Source organism: Tenacibaculum sp. 190130A14a (assembly GCF_964048965.1).
GTDB lineage: Bacteria > Bacteroidota > Bacteroidia > Flavobacteriales > Flavobacteriaceae > Polaribacter > Polaribacter polynesiense.
On sequence record NZ_OZ040189.1, the window covers coordinates 1,359,330 to 1,382,690 of the forward strand.

The following is a 23,361-nucleotide window of genomic DNA, read 5'->3' on the forward strand; positions in this document are numbered from 1 at the left end:
TGTACAAAAGCTAAAAACAATGAACACTGAAGAATTTGTAAAAGTATTTCATACCGAAAAGTAGGATTTTTTAAAAGAGTATTTATCTGATAATTCAGATACGGAAGTTGGGACTTTAATAAGAAGTCTTAATCTGAATGTAGAACAGACCGAAATATTGAAAAAAGTTCTGGACTCATCTTTTATAGATAATTTTTATACAATTCTTCTTGGATTAGATGGAAGTACTCCGATTGGCGGAATTCAAGAAATGTATGAACTAAAAGACGAAAGCGGAAATCAATTGAGTGGTGAAATCGAAGGCTATGCTTATGCATACTTTCAAGAGAAAAAATAATTATGGGAATAGAAAAAGGTAAATATGACGTCGAACTAATACGACGAACAAAAGAATTGATTCAAGATTATGATGGAAAATACAATCTGACTTTATTGATGAATGGACTTTTAAGTTTAATTGTCTTACCTCAAGAACACAATTCTCGAATAAGAAAGTTGACATTTATGAATACCGACTTGAATGACATCCCAGAAATAAAGTTCGTTTTGGAATCACCTCGTTTTTATTTCGACCGACGCGGATTTAATAATGATTTGAAAAATCTAATGAAAAGAATTCGGAACGGAATTTCTCATCAACGAATCGAAACGATTAACACAAAAGGGAAATGGAAAGGGGTTAAAATTCAAGATTTAGACAGACATAATAATGTTGGATTAAATTTAGAATTGAAAACTTCTGAATTGAGAAAGTTTGCGTTTTTTATAGCAGATGAGTACATCAAAGAAGTGAGAAAAGCCAGTGGATAACAAGGTGTATAAAACATAGCTAATAAGTGCTAACCCGAAAGGTTTATACTTATTTGCGAAGAATGTCAAATCTTTAATTAGGCATTAAAACTAAAAAATTAAAACAAATTATAAAAATAGGGCTCTGTGTTAATCCGAAAAGTTAGTGTCTTTTTAGACGCTATGTTTCATACGCAAGTCCGTTGGGCTTAATTAGAAAAAACTACATTAATGAAAATATTTATTAGCTGGTCAGGAGAGCTAAGTAAAAAAATCGCAGAAGAACTACAAGAATGGATACCTCAGGTGATTAACAACGTTGAACCTTATGTAACAAGTAAAAGTATTAAAAAAGGAGATAGGTGGTTAAGTGAAATATACAAGGAATTAGAGGAGTCTAACTTTGGACTAGTATGTCTAACTAAAGATAATCTCAAATCTCCATGGATAATGTTTGAAGCTGGCGCGATTTCTAAAAACTTACAGGATTCAAGGGTTAGTTGTTTACTATTTGACGGACTAAATCAACACGAAGTTGAAAAACCACTTTCATTTTTTCAAAATACTCAATTTAGTAAAGAAGAGTATCAGAAATTAATGTTCTCTATTAACGACTCATTAGGTGAAAAAGGGTTAACAGAAAAGGTGCTAAATAAATCATTTGAGAAATGGTGGCCTGATTTAGAGTCAAAAGTAACAACAATAACGGCAGAGTATTTCCCAAAAGTGCCGAAAAGTAATAAAGATGATATACTAAGTGAAATACATAAAACGACAACATACATTTCAAACGCTGTATCTCGATTAAACTTAAATTTGCCAAAAGAGAGTCTTGACTTTTCGAATTTCACAGAAGATGCTGCTTTAGAATTTTCTGGACATGAGTGGAATCACCCCGTTAGAGTTTTAATTAACCCAGTTCCTGACAAAGACGGTAACTTAAAACTAGTAACAATAACACATGAAGGTGCTTTCATAGAGGATTCACCTGGACCATCTTTAAGAGGTGTGTTAATTGAACTATTATTCCAGTCAGAAGAAGGTCCTTTTTGGTCATTAACCCTTCATTTTCATAAAGGACAAACATATTTAAAAGTTGATTTTGCTGAGTTAGATAAAGAAACTGCGGACAAACTAAGAGGTGAAACTATATGGAGAGATTAAAAACTAAGTCCAATAAGGTGTATAGCCAATTGGGCTATTAGTGATAAAATGAAAGTACAGTTCTTTGAGCTGGCAACGCCAAAACAAAGTTTTGACGTTTAACAAAAAGAAAATTTAAAATAAAAAGTTTGTTTTGGTTTGGTGGTTTCAGAAAGTGTAGTGCTATTAACCAACACCGTCAAATCCTTGATTTGCTTTTAAAATGAATAAGATAAAAACAAAATATAACGCTTTGGCTCAGTGCAAACTTGAAAGTTCATCGCTTTCTATTGCCCTACTTGTCATATACTAACCGTTATGTTTAATACAAAAACAAGATGCTTCGAACAATAATATTGCAATCATACAAGAAAATTGAAAGAAGAAAAGTTGTAAATGCTTTGGATGAATTATGTAGTCCAAATGATAATTACGGTTGGGCTTCTGCAGGAATTTATGTTTACTGGAATTATTATACAAATGAAGTTCTATATATTGGATTAACTGTAGATTTAACTGAACGCTTTAAACAACATAATGGGTTTTATCCAAGTGTTGACAGAAATACTTGCAAATACGAACAAATAGAAGAATACTTTAAAGATAATGAAAAATTAGGGTTTTCAATTATTGTTCAATCATCACTTTCTCAACCAGTAACATCTAAATTAAAGAAAGAATATAAAGAATTTACCAAGCAATTTTCTCCTATAGAAAGCTATATTGGCAATGAAGGCTTGGAATCTATAAAGCATCAAGAAGGAGTTCTAATTGAAGTTTTTAAACGGAAAAACGGAAATATACCTCAATGGAATAAGATGAATGGTTCTATTAGTGGACAAGACTCTGTTAAACCAATTAATTACGATGCCATAAAGGTAATTTCAAATAGAAAAGATAATATCTTACTTTCCAAATCATCATTATTTGAACTGGCTGAAAGTTCAACTTTTGAGAGATACGAAAATTTTCTACATGCTGTCAGAATACTTGCTCCTGTATGTGGGGAAAAAAGAGCAATTGAAATTTTAAGAAATGACTCAATAATTGATACCTACAGAGAAATGATAGAGAATGGATATATTAATAAAAAACTTGAAATATAAAGAGCTAAACACAACACGGTGTATAAAACATAGTTAATAAATGCTAAACCGAAAGGTTAGCAATTATTTATGAAGTTTGCCAAATTTTTAATTTGGCTTTAAAAAGAGAAAAGATTAAAATCATAATATAAAAATTCGGTTCTGTGTTAATCCGAAAAGTTAGTATCTTTTTACAAACTAAGTTCCATACACAAGCCCGTTAACTTTAATTAAAAAAAATGGCAAAATTAATAATAGACACCTGTTCTTGGTTAGAAATTTCAAAACCAAGATTTAGTGAAGTATTAGCAGAACTTGAAGACCAAGTTAATAAAGGTCAAACAGTCTTACTCACTAGTGAAATAATCATTGAGGAATGGGATAGAAATAAAAATAGAATAATACAAGATATTAAAGCTTCAATTCGTTCACACGCAAAATCCGCATTAAAACTGACTGAATTTTTAGAAGAAACTGAAGCTAAGCAGATATTAGATATTGTTGGAAAATATAAATCTGAAGAAGCTAAACAAGAAGAATTAGCAATGACTCACTTTAACAGAGTTGAGAAAATTCTAAAAAGCTCTACTATATATCCAATTAGTGATAAATTAAAGTTAGAGGTAACAGAAAGAGCTTTACAGAAAAAAGCCCCATTTCATAATAGTAAAAATAACACAGCAGATGCTCTTTTATATCTAGGTGCAGTCGAATATGTTGATAAAGAAGCTCAAGTCGCAACAGATTTATTTTTTGTCACGATAAATTACAAAGAATTTGCCGACCCAAAAGACTCAACAAAATTACACCCTGAATTAGAAAAACGAAATGTTCATTTTTATAACAATTTAGCTCAAGCATTAAAAATGAGAGCAGAACTTGTGGACGAAATGGATGAATATCACGAATATCAATTATGGAACTGGATTGAAGATCAAGCTGAAATAATGAGAGGAAAATAACTAAAACTAAGAATACCTATAATTAATTGACTACTCATAGCCGAGAACGTTAATTAACAATAGTTTTTCCTTACCTATTTTACGGATTCCCTTACTTAATTGAATTTTAAATTTAATAGGTTGCCGTTTAAACCATTGATAAGTTGGTAGAAGTAATTAGAAATAGAGATGCATTTAACACACATTAAGTTTAAGCCTACAAAAAGACATAAATTAAATTTTCATCCAAAAGAATTAGATGATACTAAAATGTCAAAAGAAAGTAAAGATTTTGCTGAAAAAATTATAAGCTCAAAAAAAACTGTTGATCAATTTGATCAAGACTTAATTATAATGTTTGAAAATGAAGTCATTTATGGTTTTGATTTATACAATGGTAAAGATAAAATTATTATTCCTGAGATCAATCCAGTAACTATTTTCTACTCAAATGCAATAATGTCATATAGGAATTTAATCTTAAAAAAGGATTCTCTTCTAAATGAATCACCAACTTTAAATAATTTTAACATACCAATTGATCCAAATAAATTTGGACATTTTTTTCAATTAGCGAGTAATTGCATTATTAATTTACAATCTGCTCTAGAAAGTTTTGCGAACCGATCAATTCCTGAAGATTATGAATTCAAAAACAAAGATGGAAAGAAATTTAAACCTTCATTGGGACATAAACTCAATAAAACAGTGCCGGAATTGAATCAAAATTATTTTAAAAGAGTATACCCCAAAGAGAACAATATTATTAGAAGGTTGATAGGCTTAAGAAATGAGATTATACATTTAAAACCTGCGGAGGAAAAAACTAACACTAAATATAAGGAAGTTTATAGGAGATTAATAGGATTTGAGTTTTTAGGCGCAATTCGAGCAGTTAAAAAATTTATCAATTTTTATGAATCGAACCTAATTGAAGAATGCACTTGTGGTAAAGAATATTTCTATGATTTTAGTATTGTAGATAAAGGTTAAAAATATTGTTGAATTAAATACTTAATCTAGAGATTAATTTTATAACTCTAAAACTATAGAGTATCAAATAATATATTTACTACAGCATCTCTTTTTGATAAGAACAAATTAAAACAAACCCCGTTAGCAAACACTAACGGGGTTCTATATTGTATAATAAAGAAAAGATTATTCCTCCATAGAGTGGTAAACGGTGTTTACATCATCATCTTCTTCTAAACGTTCTAATAACTTGTTTACTTCCTCTTTTTGTTCGTCAGAAAGGGCAGTAGTAGTGGTTGGAATACGCTCAAATTCAGAAGAAACAATTTCAATATTATTTTCTTCTAAATATTTTTGAATCGAACCAAATTGTCCAAACGGAGCATATAACATTACGCTGCTATCTTCTTCATCCGTAAAAACCTCTTCTACTTCAAAATCGATCATTTCCATTTCAAACTCTTCCAAGTCCATTCCTAAGGTATCTTCTTTTACTTTAAAGTTTACTACGTGGTCAAACATAAAAGCAACCGAACCAGAAGTTCCTAAGTTACCGTTACACTTGTTAAATGCAGCACGTACATTGGCAACCGTACGGTTGTTGTTGTTTGTAGCGGTTTCTACTAAAACTGCAACACCATGTGGTGCATACCCTTCAAACAATACCTCTTTATAGTTGGCAGTATCTTTATCAGATGCTTTTTTAATTGCTCTAGCAACATTATCCTTAGGCATGTTTGCTGCCTTTGCATTTTGTATTACAACACGTAAGCGAGAGTTTGTTTCTGGGTTAGGACCTCCTTCTTTTACAGCCATTACAATGTCTTTACCAATTCTGGTAAAAGTTTTAGCCATTGCCGACCAACGTTTCATTTTTCTTGCTTTCCTAAATTCAAATGCTCTTCCCATTTCTTAATGTTTTGTTTCGCAAAGGCAAATGTAACCAATGCAGTACTTTTTTACAATTAAAATCTTTTCTTGAAAATTTGTTTTCCATCTTTGGCATGATATGCCCTCCAGGTACCCGACTGTTTGCCGTTTTTAAACTGTCCTTTTAGCTTCAGTTGTCCATTCGGATAATAGTGTTTATAATCACCATCTGGAATTCCATTATCCAATTCAACTTCGAATTTTAACTTTTTATCTTCATAAAATTCTTGGTATTCCTTAGCACTTAAATCTGAAGGATGAATGGCAGGTAGTTTAAAAATACTTTCCGCAGTTTCAACCACTACAGAGTCTTTTTGTGGCGTAATTTTTTTATATAATTCCTCCTTCAAAGCTTTCTCTTTTTGAACTTGTTGAGCAATTTCTTCAGGAGACTGATACGAAAGTGTAATGTTGCTTTTAAACTGGTCTCCTTTAGAGATCAATTGCAATCCTACCTGAGAAAACGAAGTGAAATATTTTTTGTTTTTTATCAGTTGTTGTTTGGTCTTTCTATCTAATAAACTCAATAAGTCGTTGTAAGAATTTCCAGCTTCTGCATAAGCAAATACACTCGATTTACTTTCAAACTGATAATTGAAGTCTTCAAATTGCGTAGAAGTATGTAAAGTATATCCTACCAAATGACTATTGATGATTTCTTTTAATGAATTCGGACTGGTACTAAACACCACAAAATCATCCATAATAGTAAAGTAAGGCTTTTCCATTTTAGCAAACGTATTTCCTGCTAACATTTTAAAAAATCCTTTTAAATCAAAATAGTAAATCGGATATCCTTGATAGTTGATTTGTTTATACTTTAATGGGGTGTTTTCTTTAATTTTAGAAAGCACAAACTGTAAGTTTTCTTTGGCATCATAAATATCATCCGCTTTGATAACTGCTGCAATATCTTTTTTGTTTTTAGACAAGTTGGAATTAAAATGAAGTAAGCCTATTTCATCTCCAATCCAACTGTATAAGTGCTCTTCAACATTGATACTTAATTGCTCTTCAATAGTATTGATTTGTTGGGTGTAAATTTCAAAGGCCTTTGGGTTTTCTTTTTGAAGCTCATCAAAATTAGCATGAAATTCTTCAAAACTTTCAAAAGCAAAACTTACATACAATGAGGTATTTCTTGGTGCTATTTTGGCAATACTTCTTTTCCCTTTACCAGATTTCTGAATCGCTCTTAAAAAGGTTTCAGAAGTAGGGTTTACATTGGTATATCCTAAAGCTTGTATAATACTTCCTTCAATAATAGAAATATCTAAACCAGAATAAAACAAGGTAGCTTTTATATTCTCAAAATTCTTCAGATTAGAACTATTGGTAAAACAGCTTAAATACTTGTCTAAGTATTCGTATTGAACATATACATTGAAAAAACCATCGTTATCCGTTGCTGTTTTAATCTCGGTAAAGTTGACATCTCTACCAATAACGGGTGCCATATATTGCTCTATAGATTGCTCTACCAATACATGGGTATACGAAGCTACGAGTTGATTTTTGATAAAAGTAATGTAAAGCGTTTCTCTAGTTTGCACATTGTATAGCTCAATAATTTCATGCGCTTTGTGCATGCGTTGGGTAACCCTAAAATTATCACCCGCTAATTTTTGAATGGCACTTTTTAAAAAACGTAATTTCGAAAACTTTTGAAGATCTGCAACATACAATAATCCATATTTTCTAGGCTTGTATACATGTACAGAAACTAATAAATCGCGTTCGCCAATAAAATCAATGACCTCTTTTTGGTCTTGAAACGTTTTGTCAAAACTGTTGAGGTTTTTGGTAACCTCTTTAAAATAAGAATTGGTTTGAAAATGTTGCCATATAGGGCTAGCACTCACCTCATCCCAAGTATCAATTGGGCGTTCTGTTTCTACGATAAAAACAGCATCTTTAGGTATTAAATAAATAGGATTGATATTGTCCTCGTCGGCTAAAGTGAAAATATATGCTTGGTATAAAATAAAACCTATAATTGCAATTAATACGCCCCATATAATTTTTTTAGTCATACCTAAAGATGTTGTGATGTTATGTTAGATTAAACTTGTAAAACTCCTAAATTAAACGGCTTTTCGATAGGAGCGTGGTTCGCCGCTTCAATACCTAAAGAAATCCAGGTTCTGGTATCTAACGGGTTGATAATACCATCGGTCCATAATCTAGCCGCTGCATAATATGGAGAAATTTGTTCGTCGTAGCGAGATTTAATTTTATTAAACATCTCCGTTTCTTTCTCTGGAGTAATTTCTTCACCTCTTGCTTTTAAAGATGCCATTTCTATTTGTAATAATACTTTAGCAGCAGAAGCACCACTCATTACAGCAAGTTCAGCACTTGGCCAAGCAGCAATTAAACGAGGGTCATAGGCTTTACCACACATGGCATAATTACCAGCACCATAAGAGTTACCAATAACAATCGTAAACTTTGGTACAACAGAATTACTCACGGCATTTACCATTTTAGCACCATCTTTAATAATTCCACTATGTTCAGACTTGCTTCCTACCATAAAACCAGTTACATCCTGTAAGAATACTAACGGAATTTTCTTTTGGTTACAGTTGGCAATAAAACGGGTTGCTTTATCAGCAGAATCGTTGTAAATCACACCACCAAACTGCATTTCGCTAGGTTTTGTTTTAGCTCCTTTCGATTTTACAATCTTACGTTGGTTGGCAACAATACCTACCGCCCAACCATCAATACGAGCATATCCAGTAATAATGGTTTGTCCGTATCCAGCTTTATATTCATCAAATTCAGAATTATCTACCAAACGATGAATGATGTCCATCATATCATACTGCTCGTTACGAGCTTTTGGTAAAATTCCAAAGATTTCATCTTGGTCTTCCTTTGGAGGAAATGCCTCTTTACGATTGTAACCCGCCTTGTCATAGTCACCAATCTTATCCATTAATTTTTTAATGGTGTCTAAAGCATCCTTATCATCTTTCGCTTTATAATCAGTTACTCCAGAAACCTCACAGTGGGTGGTAGCTCCTCCTAAAGTTTCATTGTCAATACTTTCACCAATAGCAGCTTTTACTAAATAGCTACCTGCTAAAAAGATACTTCCTGTTTTATCTACAATAAGTGCTTCATCACTCATAATAGGTAAGTAAGCACCTCCTGCAACACAACTTCCCATTACCGCAGAAATTTGTGTAATTCCCATACTACTCATAACAGCGTTGTTTCTAAAAATACGTCCGAAATGCTCCTTGTCTGGGAAAATTTCATCCTGCATAGGTAAATACACTCCCGCAGAATCTACTAAGTAAATAATAGGTAATTTATTTTCGATGGCAATCTCTTGCGCACGTAAATTCTTTTTTCCTGTAATTGGAAACCAAGCTCCAGCTTTTACAGTAGCATCATTCGCTACTACAATACATTGCTTTCCGCTGACATATCCAATTTTTACAACTACACCTCCAGAAGGACATCCTCCATGCTCTTTATACATTCCTTCACCAGCAAACGCACCAATTTCAATAGACTTGGTATCCTTGTCTAATAAATATTCAATACGTTCTCTTGCCGTTAATTTTCCTTTAGCATGATGCTTATCAATACGTTTTTGTCCACCACCTAATTTTACTTTTACTAGGCGTTGACGTAATTCTGATGCTAAAAGTTTATTGTGGTCTTCGTTTTTATTGAAGTTAAGATCCATGTGTATGTTGTTTGTTTTTGGTGTGCTAAAATAAGAAAATCGATAGAGATTCCAACTAGCTTATTGATACGATTTTATAATACTTTCTACAGTTTTTTCAATTGTTTCGTTGCGTTCTTGCCTCATCAAAACTTTTGGCTCAGCGACACGTTCTTTACAATTTACTACGCCACAAGTTTCGCAGGTAACCCCAACGGTCTTTTTTTCAAAGGTATCTTCCTTAAAAAAGGTAAGTTTCTTTTTTAAATGGGGAGATAACAATAAACCAAGACTTACACTTCGATTGATATGCTCTTTAAACGGATCTGAAGTAGCCGCGGAAAGTACTAAATATTCATTCTTAGAATTCTGGTAGGAAGAAATTTGAATTCCGTAGGCAGATTTCTTAAAAGGAAACTGTTCTAACTCCTGTATAGTATTAATAGAAATCCATCTTCTGCAATAATGTTCATTATTTCTATTGGCATGAGGGGTTTGTTGTTGCGTAATGTGCATTTCTTTGGTTAGTCGGAAATGCGGTGTATTTTCTTTGTGTGTAAAACGTAAAAAGAATAAGTTCTTTATATTGAAATGTTCTGGTAATATATTGGTGAGTCGCTGATAAAATGTTTCATCAGAACAATTATAACTCTTTATAATCTTATGTAACTGTAAAGGTTGCCAAGTGGTTAAACTAAAGAAATGACTCAGTTTTTTAATCAAGCTATCTTTCGGAATGATTAAAGCACCTGCAAAATAAGAAGCAATCATGTTATTCAATACCTGATCAAACGAATCAAATTTAATCCAAGGGAAGGTAAATAGTCGATCGCGAATACTTAAATAATTATAAGCAATCTCTTTGGCGTAGATAAAAGTTTTTTGTGCTTCTGAAATATTGTTGTACACCAATAATACCTTTTTATTTGGAATATAGATGTTTCTTAATTCAGATAGGTTTTGATGGTTTTGTAATTCTTCAAAATCAATTGTATATCCATATTCTTCTATAAGTATTTCTTCCAAATCTTTAGAAGTAATGGGTTTCTCTAAATTGATATGGTAGGCTTTGGCAAAATTGATTACATCTTCTTCAATGTTCTCAAAATAATTATTGTGCGCTTCTTGGTACGAACGTAAAGAGGCCAAAAAGAAACTTTCTCTCGTAAGATTATAGTTTTGCGAAATTTTAATAATGGTACTTATAAAGGCATTCACCTTTGCCGGAGCATTGGCAATAATATCAATTAAGTTGTTTTTCTTAATACCAAATAACTCTAAGGGAAGCTCTTTTAATACTCGAGATTGTAAAATCTCACCAATAGGAGCCAAGTTTTTATCCAGTTTTAACGACACTAAATGATCATAAGGAACCTCTAATTTCTCTGAGAGTGTCACAATCTTATCGGTTTTTGGATACTTTTTTCCCTTCTCAATTTCATTTAAATAAGACTTAGAAAGTCCTGTGAGTTTAGATAACCCAAAGAGTGATAGGTCTTTACTCGTTCTGATTTGTTTCAGTTTTAATCCAAATATGAGTCTGATATATTCTTCTTCCAAAGTATTTTTTTAAAAAATTCGCAATCCAAAGGTAAAAAAATTAGCGAATTAATAAAAATTAGTGTTTTTTTAATATTTAGCGAACGTTCGCTTTTTGTTTCAAATCCTTTTTTTTAATATTGTTTCATCAAAAAAATAATACAACTAATTATGAGTCAAGATGTTTTAGTAAAAGAAATCCAAAGTGTAAATTTCCAAGAGTCCCCTTATAAAAGTATTTTGACAAGAGAATCTAAAGAGTTTCTTGTACAACTTCACGATACCTTTAACCAACGTAGGTTGCAATTATTAGAAGAAAGAAAAATAGAACAAGCCTATTTTGATGCAGGAAACTATCCGAGTTTTCCAGAAGAAACCAAAGCTATAAGAGAAGGAGATTGGGTTTGTGCGCCTTTACCAGAAGATTTATTAGATCGAAGAGTTGAAATTACAGGACCTGTAGATAGAAAGATGATCATTAATGCACTCAATTCTGGTGCTAAAATGTTTATGGCAGATTTTGAAGATAGTAGTTCACCTTCTATTCAAAATATGTTAGATGGTCAAGTAAACCTAAGAGATGCCGTAAATAGAACCATTTCTTTTTACAATGAGGCAAAAGGAAAATCATATGAGTTAAAAGAAGAGGTAGCAACCTTATTAGTACGTCCAAGAGGATTGCATTTAAATGAAAAACATTTACTAATTGACGGCGTAGAAATGTCGGGTTCATTGGTAGATTTCGGGTTGTATTTTTTCCATAACATCAAAGAATTACAAAAAAGAGGAAGTGCTACTTATTTTTATTTACCAAAACTAGAGCATTATATGGAAGCTCGTTGGTGGAATGATGTATTTGTATTTGCTCAAAACTATTTAGAAGTCCCTCAAGCTACCATTAAAGCAACGGTATTAATTGAAACCATTACGGCGAGTTTTCAGTTAGACGAGATTATTTATGAATTAAAAGATCATATGGCTGGTTTAAATTGTGGACGTTGGGATTATATCTTCTCGTATATCAAAAAATTTAGAAATCATAAAAACTTCTTTGTGCCAGACAGAGCGCAAGTAACCATGCAAACTCCATTTATGGAAGCCTATTCATTAAAAGTAATTCAAGCTTGTCATAAAAGAGGGGTGCATGCTATGGGTGGAATGGCAGCACAAATACCTGTTAAAAATAATGAAGAGGCGAATGAACTGGCTTTTACCAAAGTTAAAAACGGTAAAGAACGTGAAGTTAAAAACGGACATGATGGTACTTGGGTGGCACACCCTGGAATGGTGCCTTTGGCTACAGAAGTATTTGACGCTTATATGAGAAATAAGAATCAAATCGATTTAAAAAGAGAGGATCTTGTTATTTCTGAAGGAGATTTGGTCGCAATGCCTGAAGGAACGATTACCGAAAGAGGAATTAGAGAAAATATCAATGTTGGAATCTTATATATTGAATCTTGGTTGAGAGGTTATGGGGCAGCAGCATTGTATAATTTAATGGAAGATGCGGCAACAGCAGAAATCTCTAGAACACAATTATGGTTATGGTTGCATAGCAATGCGATGTTAGAAGATGGAAGAACTTTTACAAAAGGAATGTACGAACAGTTTAAAAAAGAAGAACTGAAAAAAATTCAAAGATTGGTAGGAGAAGAACAATATACAAAAGGAAAGTTTGCCTTGGCAATTGAGCTGTTCGACCAGATAGTATTATCAGAAGAGTTTGAAGAATTCTTAACTACACCAGCATATAAACACCTGTAAAAAAATAAAAAAGTCCCTAAATGCGGCAACATTTTCGGGACCATAAATTATTAATAAATCGATAACTTATTAACAACACAAAATTATGAAAAATTTAGCTCAGAGCAGTTATAGTTCTGCATTAGAAACTGTAAAAAGTTTAAAACAGAAGTACGGTAGTACTTGGAATGCAATTACTTCTGAAAGTGCAGCACGAATGATGACTCAAAATCGTTTTAAAACGGGGCTTGATATTGCAAAGTATACAGCTGCTATTATGAGAAAAGATATGGCAGAATATGATGCAGATAATTCAAAATACACACAATCTTTAGGGTGCTGGCATGGATTTGTTGCACAACAAAAGATGATTTCGGTAAAGAAACATCATAAAACAACTAGTAAAAGATACTTATATCTTTCAGGTTGGATGGTAGCAGCTTTGCGTTCTGAGTTAGGACCTCTACCAGATCAATCCATGCATGAAAAAACGGCAGTACCTGCGTTGATCAAAGAGATTTATGATTTCTTAAGACAAGCGGATGCAGTGGCACTAAACGATTTGTTTAGAAGATTAGAGCAAGGAGAAGACGTACAAGATCAAATAGATAATTTCGAAACACATATTGTTCCAATCATAGCTGATATTGATGCTGGATTTGGAAACGAGGAAGCAACGTACTTATTGGCTAAAAAAATGATTCAAGCGGGAGCTTGTGCCATTCAAATAGAAAACCAGGTTTCAGACGCTAAGCAATGTGGACATCAAGATGGAAAAGTTACCGTACCGCATGAAGATTTTATTGCAAAATTAAATGCCATTCGATATGCCTTTTTAGAATTAGGTGTAGAAGAAGGAGTAATTGTTGCTCGTACCGATTCTGAAGGAGCTGGATTAACACAAAAACTACCTGTAAGTCAAGAACCAGGAGATTTAGCTTCGCAATACTTAGCATTTGTAGAAGCAGAAGAAATTTCAATTGCAGAAGCTAGAGAAGACGATGTGTTGCTAAAAAGAGATGGGAAATTAGTACGTCCGGTGCGTTTAGCAAATGGATTGTATAAGTTTAAAGAAGGAACGAATATCGATCGAGTAGTACTTGATTGTATTACCAGTTTACAAAATGGTGCTGATTTATTATGGATTGAAACACCGACTCCACATGTAGGACAAATTGCAGCAATGGTAAATCGTGTAAAAGCAGTAGTACCCAATGCAAAATTGGTATATAACAATTCGCCATCTTTTAACTGGACTTTAAATTTTAGAAATCAAGTTTATGATGCAATGGTAGTAGCTGGAGAAGATGTTTCTATGTACGATAGAAACAACCTAATGGATGCACGTTACGATGGTTCAGAATTATGTGCAAGAGCAGATGAAAAAATTAGAACTTTCCAAATAGACGGAGCCAGAGAAGCTGGAATTTTTCACCACTTAATTACACTTCCGACCTATCATACAACGGCGTTACATATGAATGATTTAACAGAAGGATATTATGGTGAAGAAGGAATGTTGGCCTATGTAAAAGGAGTACAACGTCAGGAAATTAGAAAAGGAGTTTCTTGTGTGAAGCACCAAAGAATGGCAGGGTCTGATTTAGGAGATGATCATAAAACATTTTTCTCTGGAGATAATGCACTAAAAGCTGGAGGAGCAAAGAATACATCTAATCAATTTGAAATTGTTAAGAAGAAAGAAAGAGCAGTAGCAGAGGCTTTATAGTTTATAGTAATTAGTATAGTTAACACCCAAATTCCCTATCTATTTTTGGTTTGTAAAAGTTGTTTGTCTGATAGATGGGGAATTTTAAGAATAGTATTTATAAAACATTAGCTGTTTGTAAATCTTTTTGAAGCAAAAAAGCTCCCGAGAGGGAGCTTTTTATTTAAGTTTTAATTCCATTTTGATGTCACTTCTTACATAAGGAGAATCCGTTTCAACAGGTATTTCTATAAAACCGTATTTTCTATAAATATAAATGGCATTTTCTAGTTTGGTGTTAGAATATAAGACCAACTTGTCAAAATTGTGCTCTTTCGCAAAATCAATACAGTTTTGCATGAGTTTTTGTCCAATTTTATGTCCACGATGATTGGGTGAAACCGCCATTTTAGTCAATTCAAAGACATTGTTTTCTTTCATAGGCATTAAAGCAACAGTACCTACAATTTCATCATTTAGTTTAGCAAAAAAGATATGGCCTCCTTTGTTGATAATGTACTTATCTGGATTGCTTAATACTTCTTCGTCATAAGGTTCAACATAAAAGAATGTTTTTAACCATTCTATATTTAAATCATAAAAATACGAAGCGTAGTTATCTTCATAAGTAATGATTTCTACTGGGTTTACTATGGTATTCATATGGATGTGTTCTATAATAGCTTCGCTGAAGCCTTTTTTGTTAAATTTATTTTCTAAAATATTCAAATGTTCAATTAAAGAACTAGATTCAATTTGAGTGTATTCTTTAATAGTGTGTTCAATACTGTTCCAAATAGGAGTTACTTTTTGAACCAGTTGTTTACCTTTTTCCGAAAGGTGAATGATTTTTTTACGTTTATCGTTTTTGTCTTCTTTTAATTCAATAAGCTCTTTCTTAACCAATTTATTAATGGCTTGTGTTGTAGCAGGTTGCGTGGTTCTTAAGCTGGCATTGATTTCTGTATTGGTTACACCGTCCTTATTTTTAATGATTTTAAAAGTAGGGAAGAGGTACGGGTCAAAATCGATTTGAAAAGTGTCATATACAATTTGAGTTTCTCTCATCATATATTCACTCACTCTTTTTAATCGAGATCCCATTCCTATTTCTCCAATACCTTGTAAAGCGTCCATTTATTAATAATTAAGTATTTATATAAGTACTTATACAAAATTACAAAAAATTATGATAACTTGAAAGTTAATTACTTGTTAATAATTTACCTAGAAAATATTTTCCATGGTAAATAAAAAAATAATTTATATCTTTGTCTAAATTTTAAAACTAATTAATCATGAAAAAAAACAAAATTATCTTTTACGTATCTACAGGACTATTAACATTAATGATGTTGATGTCGGCAGGAATGTACTTTTTTAACAATGCGGAAATCGCTAAGATGTTTGAGGCATTCGGATATCCAACTTACATTATTTACCCTTATGGTATAGCCAAAGTTTTAGGATTAGTAGCACTGTGGTTTTTTAGAGGTAAGTTTTTAAACGAATGGGCATATGCTGGATTTTTCTTTGCATTCATTTTAGCATTCTTTGCGCACTTTATGATTGGAGATGGAGAACAAACAGGAGCGTTAATTGCCATGGTACTTTTAATTACATCGTACATTTTTAGCAAAAAAATAGATGGCTAAACAACAAGAATCAATAGTAAAGTTAACGACGAAGAACTATTTAGCAGAGGCGAAGATGCGACAGCATTTTGTTGTGATAGACGAGCCTGTAAAAGCTGGTGGAGATGATAATGCACCAACTCCTGTTGAATATTTATTAACTGCAATAGGCGGATGTGTATCTATAACATTGCGTATGTATGCAGAGCGTAAAGGATGGGATTTAGGTGAAATTACCGTAAACGTTCGTCAGAAAGAAGAGTTAACTTCAGAAGGAATAAAGAAATCTCTAATTGAAGAGATTTCTTTTGAGAAGGAAGTAACTCCTGAACAAAGAGAAAAATTATTAGAAATCGCAGGAAAATGTCCTGTAGCAAAAATGGTAAAAGGGGAAACTCCTATTACAAGTAACATCGTATAAAATAAGAAGTAAAAATGAAAAAAATAGCAGCATTTGCAGGTAGCACAAGTTCAACATCTATCAATAAACAATTAGCTACATATGCAGCAACACAATTAGGAAATACGTCATTTGATGTATTAGATTTAAACGACTATAAAGTATCTATTTATAGTGAAGATGAAGAAAGAGCACACGAATATCCAACAGGCGCAGAATTATTTAATGAGGCTTTAGATCAATATGATGGATTTATAGTGTCTTTAGCAGAGCATAATGGATCTTATGCAGCAGCATTTAAAAATTTATTTGATTGGGCGTCACGCAAAAACAGAGAAGTATTTAGAAACAAACCAGTACTGGTAATGGCAACTTCTCCAGGAGGTCGAGGAGGAGCAAATGTATTAGGAGCAGCAACGGGTACTTTTCCTCATATGGGAGCAAATGTAATAGGAAGTTTTTCTCTTCCAGGATTTTATGATAACTTTAAAGAAGGAGAAATTGTAATTGAAGATAAAAAGAATGAGTTAAAAGAAGCAGTGGCAACTTTTGAACAAGCTTTGTAATTCAATTAAAGGTAACAATAACTAACAAAAAACAACACACTTATGGCTGAGAACAGAGAAATTACAAAAGAGTATAGTAATGCAGACTTAACGGTTTATTGGAAACCGAATACCTGTATTCATGCTAAAAAATGTTGGAAAGGCTTATTGCAAGTTTTTAATCCACAAAACAGACCATGGGTAAATATGGAAGGAGCCACCACCAAACGCATTATAAAGCAAATTGATGAGTGCCCTTCTGGAGCTTTATCCTATAAAATGAAGCATGAAGTTGTAGAGGGAACTCAGCAAGAAACAGAAGTAAAATGTATGGAAAATGGCCCGCTAATGGTGATGGGTGATGTTCATATTACCAACTCTGATGGTTCTACAGAAAAGAGAAACAAGGTCACTGCATTTTGTAGATGTGGAGCTTCTACAAACAAACCATTTTGTGATGGTAAACATAACGATGTAAACTTTGTGGGTTAATGGAAGTGTTACAAGAAGATAACGGGAAAAAAGGTGAGTTTTACGTAGAGGTAAATGGTAATAGAGATGCGTTAATGACCTATACTTGGGCTGGAGAAGATAAAATTATTATAGATCATACAGAAGTAGGAGATAGTCTTCGAGGACAAGGAGTAGGATATAAGCTGGTAGAAGCTTCGGTTAACTTTATGAGAGCAAAAGGAATCAAAGCCATTCCATTATGCCCATTTGCCAAAGCAGTATTCGATAAAAAGGCTGCTTATAAAGATGTATTGGCTTAGTAGTTTCAGTTGTAATATATTCCTTGGTAAATAAATTTATTTTTCGTAATTTTGTACTCGAAAGGAGATAAATATGAAGATTACATTGTACGGAAGAAAAGGACATGCACATACAGTTGCTTATAAGAACTTTTTAAGATCTGCAGAAGTACCTTTTGATTACAAAGATGTATCAGAAGATGAAGCAGCAATAGAGCATTCTAAAGAATTGTATGACGGTGTGGTAAAGTATCCAACATTGTTTGTAAATGATGAAGTGTATTTAACACCTACATCAGATACTTTTAACAAAGTAATGCACGATTTAAAATTAAGAGGATAAAATTATAATTGATTTCGAGAGGATCGAGATGCTATTAAAGAGTAAAATAAATGGGAGATATTTCAAAGGATATTAATTCAACGTTTCCAAATAATAGAGTGAAAGCTTTTATCAATATAAAATATACAGCAAATTGGATTAGTAGTAGGGAGAATGATTTTTTTAAACCCTATGGAATATCACCACAACAATACAATATTCTTAGAATTTTAAGAGGAGCTAACGAGCCAACAAAAGTTCAAGTTATTAAAGATAGAATGATTGAAAGAGCTCCGAACGCAACACGCTTAATGGATAAGTTGTGCGATAAAAAGTTGATAGCACGCATACGCTGTGAGCATGATAGAAGAGTGGTGTTTATTAGTATTACCAATCAAGGATTGGAATTATTAAAAACAATTGATGACAATATTGATTTTGATTTTATCCATAACCTTACAGAAGAAGAAGCAACACAATTAAGTAACTTATTAGATAAAATTAGATAAGATTCTTCCTGTCCATCAGGAAGAATTTAAAAACAAAAAAATTTACAACAATATTTTCCAAGGAAAATAAAACAAAGGTAAATAAAATGCAAAAACTAAAAACAATACAACATAAAGTAGGGAGCCCATTAGTAAGTATGGGACCAATAAGGTTAAGACAACCATTACCAACAGAAGGAGTAGCAATGGTAGATCCGTTTTTATTATTACATCATTACGGACCCTATGCGATAAGTCCGTTTAACAATCCTTTTGACTTAGGTCCACATCCACACCGAGGATTTGAACCGATTACTTTATTATTTAAAGGAGAGCAGTTTCATAGGGATTCATTAGGGAATGAAATGTTGGTAAAAGCAGGAGATGTGCAATGGACAACCGCAGGTAGAGGAATTATTCATGCAGAAGGACCATCGAAAGAATTTGTTGAAAGAGGAGGTGAGTTGGAAGGAATTCAATTATGGTTAAACCTTCCAGCAGAAAAGAAAATGATGCCAGCAAACTATCAACATGTGAAAAAGGAAGATATTCCAGTTATTGAAAATGAAGATAAAACGATCGCTTTAAATGTGATTGCTGGAAGTCAAGGTGATGTGACAGGGCATATTAAAACACAAACAGAAGTTAATGTGTTTACGGTAAATACAAAGGATGCTGGAAAGATGTTAGTTGATCTTCCAATGAATCATGAATCTTTGGTGTATTTATTAGATGGAGAAGTAATGGTTAATGATGAAGTAACCCTTAAAAAAGGGGCAACACAAATGCTAACTTTCCATCATGATGGTACAGCGATCGCAATAACAGCAAAACAAGAAAGTACGTTGTTAGTGTTATCTGGAAAACCTATCAAAGAAAAAGTTGCTTCTTGGGGACCTTATGTAATGAATACACAAACAGAAATTATGGAAGCATTACGTGATTACCAAAAAGGTAAGATGGGATATTTATACTAAATTAGTTAGGAATGGATAGGAAAAACTTTTTAAAGAAATCGATTTTAACTGGTATAACGGCAGCATTAGTGCCTGGTGCATTAAATGCTGCCAATGAAAAGAAAAAAGCATTAAAAGTTTTAGAAGAACAAATAGGATTTAATCATTTACCTAATAAAGAAATTAAAACAATGAAAACCGTATTACATAAAGCAAATTCAAGAGGACATGCAAATCATGGTTGGTTAGAAAGTTATCATACTTTTAGTTTTGCTAATTATTACAATCCAGAACGAATGCATTTTGGGGCATTGAGAGTCTTTAATGATGATTATGTACAACCAAAAATGGGATTTGGAACACACCCACATAATAATATGGAAATTATCTCTATTCCTTTGGTTGGAGCTTTGTCTCATAAAGATAGCATGGGAAATAAGAAGGCAATTACCACAGGAGAAGTACAGGCAATGTCGGCTGGAAGTGGATTAACACATTCAGAATTTAATGATAGTTCAGATGAAAGGGTAAACTTTTTTCAGTTATGGATCATACCAAACGAAGAAAATGTGGTACCTAGATATGAGCAAAAACATTTTAAAGAAGACGAACGAAAAGATCAATTGCAAGTATTGGTAAGCTCTGTGAATTCTGAGAACAGTGAAAGTTTAAAAATTCATCAAGATGCACAAATATCTAGAATCACATTAACAAAAGGAAACACTTTCGACTATATCACGAAATCAGAAAATCATGGAGTGTATATTATGAATGTTGAAGGAAGTATAAGTATCGATGAGCAACAGCTTGAAAATAGAGATGCTTTAGGTATTTGGGAAACATCTAAAGTCACTCTAAAAGCAAAGGAAACTTCAGATATATTATTGGTAGAAGTACCAATGAAATAAAGGGAAAAAGAACCTTAGAAGAAAAAAACTCAAAGATGAAAATCTTTGAGTTTTTTGTTGTCTAAAAAATTGTATCTTGCAATTTATTATGCATGCATAATAAAAACAACAAAAACTATCAACAAAATGACAAAATACAAACACATTTTCGAGCCCTTAGATCTTGGATTTACCACACTTAAAAACAGAATTTTAATGGGGTCAATGCATACAGGGTTAGAAGAAGAAAAAAATGGTATTGAGAAAATAGCAGCTTATTATGCAGAGCGTGCAAAAGGTGGAGTAGGGTTGATAGTTTCAGGAGGTATTGCACCAAATATTCAAGGATGGACGGCTCCTTTTTCTGCTCGTATGAGTACGAAAAAGCATGCAAGAGAACATAAAAAAATTACAGAAGCAGTTCACAGAGAAGGTGGTAAAATTTGTATGCAGATTTTACATTCTGGACGTTATGGGTACCATCCTATGAGTGTGGCTCCTTCTAAAATTCAAGCACCAATTAATCCGTTTAAACCCTTTGCTTTAAAACAATCAGGAATACGAAGAACCTTAAAAGACTTTGTAAACTGTGCAAAATTATCGCAAGAAGCAGGGTATGATGGTGTAGAGATTATGGGATCTGAAGGATATTTGATTAACCAGTTTATTGTTACGAGAACTAATAAAAGAACCGATAACTATGGAGGGAGTTATGAAAACAGAATCCGTTTAGCCGTAGAGATTGTTCGTAAGACACGTGAAGCTGTTGGAGAGAACTTTATTATCATTTACCGTTTATCAATGTTAGATTTGGTAGAACAAGGAAGTTCTTGGGAAGAAGTAGTGCAATTGGCTAAAGAAATTGAAAAAGCGGGAGCTACTATTATCAATACAGGAATTGGTTGGCACGAAGCTCGTATTCCTACAATTGCAACTTCGGTTCCTAGAGCAGCATTTACTTGGGTAACTAAAAAAATGAAAGAGGAAGTATCAATTCCTTTAGTTACTTCTAATAGAATTAACATGCCAGAAACGGCCGAAGAAGTATTGTCAAGAGGAGATGCAGACATGATTTCAATGGCGCGTCCGTTTTTAGCAGACCCAGAATGGGTGATTAAGGCAAAAGAAGAACGTGATGATGAAATTAATACCTGTATTGCTTGTAATCAAGCTTGTTTAGATCATGCGTTCCAAAAGAAAGTAGCAAGTTGTTTGGTGAATCCAAGAGCTTGTCATGAAACCGAATTAAACTATTTACCTACAGATAATAAAAAGAAAATCGCAGTCGTTGGAGCTGGGCCAGCAGGATTGGCAGCAGCTACAGTAGCGGCTCAAAGAGGGCATGATGTAACGTTGTATGATGCAGATAGTGAAACAGGAGGGCAGTTTAATATAGCAAAACAAATCCCTGGAAAAGAGGAGTTTTATGAAACGATTCGTTATTTCAATAAGCAAATAGAACTGCACAATGTTAATTTAAAGTTGAATACTAGAGTAAATGCAGATGATTTAGCGAGAGAAGATTTTGATGAGGTTGTTTTAGCAACAGGAATTACACCGCGTACGCCACGTATTGAAGGAATAGAGCATGACAAAGTATTGACGTATATAGATGTTGTAAAACATAAAAAACCAGTTGGTAAACGCGTGGCAGTTATTGGAGCTGGTGGTATTGGTTTTGATGTTTCAGAATATTTATCGCATGAAGGAGAAAGTACTTCTCAAAATATAGATGCTTGGTTGCAAGAATGGGGAATTGATAAAACCCTAGAAGCAAGAGCAGGTATTGAAGGTATTCAACCTGAGTTTCACCCTTCACCAAGAGAAATTTTTATGTTCAAACGAAGTAAAGGAAAGTTTGGAGGTAATTTAGGAAAAACGACAGGATGGATTCACCGTACGGTATTAAAGAAGAAAAAAGTACAGTTTATCAATGAAGTTCAGTACTCAAAAATAGATGATCAAGGATTACACTATGTTCAAAATGAAGAACAAAAAGTGTTAGATGTAGACAATGTTATTGTATGTGCTGGTCAATTACCATTTAAAGAATTATTAGAGCCTTTAGAAGCTAAAGGAATTACAACGCATGTAATTGGTGGAGCAGATGTTGCTGCTGAATTGGATGCAAAAAGAGCGATAGACCAAGGTAGCAGATTAGCTGCTAAGCTATAGTTTATAAATTTAAAATCAAGTTGTAAGAAAGCTCGTCGTAATTGACGGGCTTTTTTATTTTATTATTTTTGTAGAGATGAGTGATCTGACTGAAATATCGAAGTTTTTTGAAACAGAATATCCCCTAAACAAAGAAGGATTGGAAGAGTTACTCGCATTGTTTCAAACAAAAACATTTACAAAAGGAACGCAGCTTTTAAATGGAAGTCAAGAAGAGAAACAACTTCGATTTTTAAATACTGGTGTCATTAGGGAATACTACGCAACTCCAGAAAAAGAAACGAATATTAACTTTTTCACACGACCACAGTTTATCACAGATTTATCCTCTTTTATCAATAATTCAATAACCAAAAAGCATCAAGAAAGTTTAACGGAAGTAGAGGTGTTATATATAGATAAACAAGCTTTTCGAGATTTATTAAGTAAATATGAATGTGGTAAATCTTTTATCGATTTATCCTTTCAAAAATTGTTGAAGCATAAAGAGCTTTTGGAGTACAATAGAATAACGAAAACAGCAGATGAACTATATAAAGAAATGCTTATTTATAAACCGAATTGGTTAGAGAAAATTCCGCAGTATCATATCGCTTCTTATTTAAATATTACTCCGGAAACCTTAAGTAGAATTCGAAAAAGAATTTCTTGATTTGAATCA

24 protein-coding genes are annotated in these 23,361 nt (G+C 32.9%); 19 read left to right on the plus strand and 5 right to left on the minus strand.

The window, feature by feature from the left end:
- Window positions 1-157 precede the first annotated feature (157 nt).
- From ABNT22_RS06605 to ABNT22_RS06630, 6 genes are all read left to right on the plus strand, one after another.
- Entirely contained in the window at window positions 158-337 is a 180-nt protein-coding gene (locus tag ABNT22_RS06605; protein WP_348715166.1) for a hypothetical protein, read from the plus strand.
- A 2-nt stretch (window positions 338-339) separates the two neighbouring features.
- Window positions 340-810 (plus strand): HEPN family nuclease, encoded by a 471-nt coding sequence (locus ABNT22_RS06610; RefSeq protein WP_348715167.1) that lies wholly within the window; start codon window positions 340-342, stop codon window positions 808-810.
- A gap of 210 nt (window positions 811-1,020) precedes the next feature.
- On the plus strand, window positions 1,021-1,953 hold the full coding sequence (locus tag ABNT22_RS06615; RefSeq protein WP_348715168.1) for a toll/interleukin-1 receptor domain-containing protein: 933 nt from the start codon (window positions 1,021-1,023) through the stop codon (window positions 1,951-1,953).
- A gap of 317 nt (window positions 1,954-2,270) precedes the next feature.
- Window positions 2,271-3,038, plus strand: a complete 768-nt coding sequence (locus ABNT22_RS06620; RefSeq protein WP_348715169.1) for a hypothetical protein — start codon at window positions 2,271-2,273, stop codon at window positions 3,036-3,038.
- Window positions 3,039-3,256: 218 nt separating this feature from the next.
- Window positions 3,257-3,979, plus strand: coding sequence for a PIN domain-containing protein (locus tag ABNT22_RS06625; protein WP_348715170.1), 723 nt, complete (start codon window positions 3,257-3,259; stop codon window positions 3,977-3,979).
- A 168-nt stretch (window positions 3,980-4,147) separates the two neighbouring features.
- Window positions 4,148-4,951, plus strand: a complete 804-nt coding sequence (locus tag ABNT22_RS06630; RefSeq protein ID WP_348715171.1) for a HEPN domain-containing protein — start codon at window positions 4,148-4,150, stop codon at window positions 4,949-4,951.
- A gap of 168 nt (window positions 4,952-5,119) precedes the next feature.
- Here ABNT22_RS06630 and ABNT22_RS06635 read toward each other — a convergent pair whose 3' ends face one another.
- From ABNT22_RS06635 to ABNT22_RS06650, 4 genes are read right to left on the minus strand one after another with little or no spacing between them, the layout of a single operon-like run.
- The gene (locus tag ABNT22_RS06635; RefSeq protein ID WP_348715172.1) at window positions 5,120-5,842 is read right to left on the minus strand and encodes a YebC/PmpR family DNA-binding transcriptional regulator; all 723 of its coding nucleotides are present in this window, start codon (window positions 5,840-5,842) and stop codon (window positions 5,120-5,122) included.
- 56 nt (window positions 5,843-5,898) lie between these two features.
- Window positions 5,899-7,896 (minus strand): DUF3352 domain-containing protein, encoded by a 1,998-nt coding sequence (locus tag ABNT22_RS06640; protein ID WP_348715173.1) that lies wholly within the window; start codon window positions 7,894-7,896, stop codon window positions 5,899-5,901.
- Between the two features lie 29 nt (window positions 7,897-7,925).
- Window positions 7,926-9,569: an acyl-CoA carboxylase subunit beta gene (locus ABNT22_RS06645; RefSeq protein WP_348715174.1), complete on the minus strand. Its 1,644-nt coding sequence runs from the start codon at window positions 9,567-9,569 to the stop codon at window positions 7,926-7,928.
- Between the two features lie 60 nt (window positions 9,570-9,629).
- The gene (locus tag ABNT22_RS06650; protein ID WP_348715175.1) at window positions 9,630-11,108 is read right to left on the minus strand and encodes a helix-turn-helix transcriptional regulator; all 1,479 of its coding nucleotides are present in this window, start codon (window positions 11,106-11,108) and stop codon (window positions 9,630-9,632) included.
- Between the two features lie 150 nt (window positions 11,109-11,258).
- Here ABNT22_RS06650 and aceB point away from each other — a divergent pair, with 150 nt between their 5' ends.
- Both aceB and ABNT22_RS06660 read left to right on the plus strand, forming a co-directional pair.
- Window positions 11,259-12,854, plus strand: a complete 1,596-nt coding sequence (gene aceB, locus ABNT22_RS06655; RefSeq protein WP_348715176.1) for a malate synthase A — start codon at window positions 11,259-11,261, stop codon at window positions 12,852-12,854.
- Between the two features lie 85 nt (window positions 12,855-12,939).
- Window positions 12,940-14,562: an isocitrate lyase gene (locus tag ABNT22_RS06660; RefSeq protein WP_348715177.1), complete on the plus strand. Its 1,623-nt coding sequence runs from the start codon at window positions 12,940-12,942 to the stop codon at window positions 14,560-14,562.
- Window positions 14,563-14,721: 159 nt separating this feature from the next.
- Here the strand turns inward: ABNT22_RS06660 and ABNT22_RS06665 are convergent, their stop codons facing one another.
- Window positions 14,722-15,678 carry a bifunctional helix-turn-helix transcriptional regulator/GNAT family N-acetyltransferase gene (locus ABNT22_RS06665; protein WP_348715178.1) on the minus strand — a complete coding sequence of 319 codons (957 nt, stop codon included), beginning with the start codon at window positions 15,676-15,678 and terminating at the stop codon, window positions 14,722-14,724.
- Between the two features lie 161 nt (window positions 15,679-15,839).
- On the opposite strand from ABNT22_RS06665, the gene ABNT22_RS06670 reads away from it, so the two are divergent.
- The 11 genes from ABNT22_RS06670 (at window position 15,840) to ABNT22_RS06720 (ending at window position 23,352) form a co-directional block, all read left to right on the plus strand.
- On the plus strand, window positions 15,840-16,196 hold the full coding sequence (locus ABNT22_RS06670) for a DoxX family protein (RefSeq protein WP_299103965.1): 357 nt from the start codon (window positions 15,840-15,842) through the stop codon (window positions 16,194-16,196).
- Complete coding sequence (locus ABNT22_RS06675) at window positions 16,189-16,596, plus strand: OsmC family protein (protein ID WP_348715179.1); 408 nt, start codon at window positions 16,189-16,191, stop codon at window positions 16,594-16,596. The genes ABNT22_RS06670 and ABNT22_RS06675 overlap by 8 nt, the downstream gene beginning before the upstream one ends.
- Window positions 16,597-16,610: 14 nt before the next feature.
- Window positions 16,611-17,141, plus strand: coding sequence for an NADPH-dependent FMN reductase (locus ABNT22_RS06680; RefSeq protein ID WP_348715180.1), 531 nt, complete (start codon window positions 16,611-16,613; stop codon window positions 17,139-17,141).
- 42 nt (window positions 17,142-17,183) lie between these two features.
- Window positions 17,184-17,612, plus strand: coding sequence for a (4Fe-4S)-binding protein (locus ABNT22_RS06685; protein WP_348715181.1), 429 nt, complete (start codon window positions 17,184-17,186; stop codon window positions 17,610-17,612).
- Complete coding sequence (locus tag ABNT22_RS06690) at window positions 17,612-17,893, plus strand: GNAT family N-acetyltransferase (RefSeq protein ID WP_348715182.1); 282 nt, start codon at window positions 17,612-17,614, stop codon at window positions 17,891-17,893. Before ABNT22_RS06685 ends, ABNT22_RS06690 begins: the two co-directional genes overlap by 1 nt.
- A 73-nt stretch (window positions 17,894-17,966) precedes the next feature.
- Window positions 17,967-18,215 carry a glutaredoxin family protein gene (locus ABNT22_RS06695; RefSeq protein WP_348715183.1) on the plus strand — a complete coding sequence of 83 codons (249 nt, stop codon included), beginning with the start codon at window positions 17,967-17,969 and terminating at the stop codon, window positions 18,213-18,215.
- 50 nt (window positions 18,216-18,265) lie between these two features.
- Window positions 18,266-18,703, plus strand: a complete 438-nt coding sequence (locus ABNT22_RS06700; protein ID WP_348715184.1) for a MarR family winged helix-turn-helix transcriptional regulator — start codon at window positions 18,266-18,268, stop codon at window positions 18,701-18,703.
- A gap of 86 nt (window positions 18,704-18,789) precedes the next feature.
- The gene (locus tag ABNT22_RS06705; RefSeq protein WP_348715185.1) at window positions 18,790-19,659 is read left to right on the plus strand and encodes a pirin family protein; all 870 of its coding nucleotides are present in this window, start codon (window positions 18,790-18,792) and stop codon (window positions 19,657-19,659) included.
- A gap of 11 nt (window positions 19,660-19,670) precedes the next feature.
- A complete protein-coding gene (locus tag ABNT22_RS06710) occupies window positions 19,671-20,546 on the plus strand; it encodes a pirin family protein (RefSeq protein WP_348715186.1) in 876 nt (291 codons plus the stop codon).
- Window positions 20,547-20,672: 126 nt separating this feature from the next.
- Complete coding sequence (locus ABNT22_RS06715) at window positions 20,673-22,700, plus strand: NADPH-dependent 2,4-dienoyl-CoA reductase (protein ID WP_348715187.1); 2,028 nt, start codon at window positions 20,673-20,675, stop codon at window positions 22,698-22,700.
- Window positions 22,701-22,776: 76 nt separating this feature from the next.
- Window positions 22,777-23,352 carry a Crp/Fnr family transcriptional regulator gene (locus tag ABNT22_RS06720; RefSeq protein WP_348715188.1) on the plus strand — a complete coding sequence of 192 codons (576 nt, stop codon included), beginning with the start codon at window positions 22,777-22,779 and terminating at the stop codon, window positions 23,350-23,352.
- Window positions 23,353-23,361 lie beyond the last annotated feature (9 nt).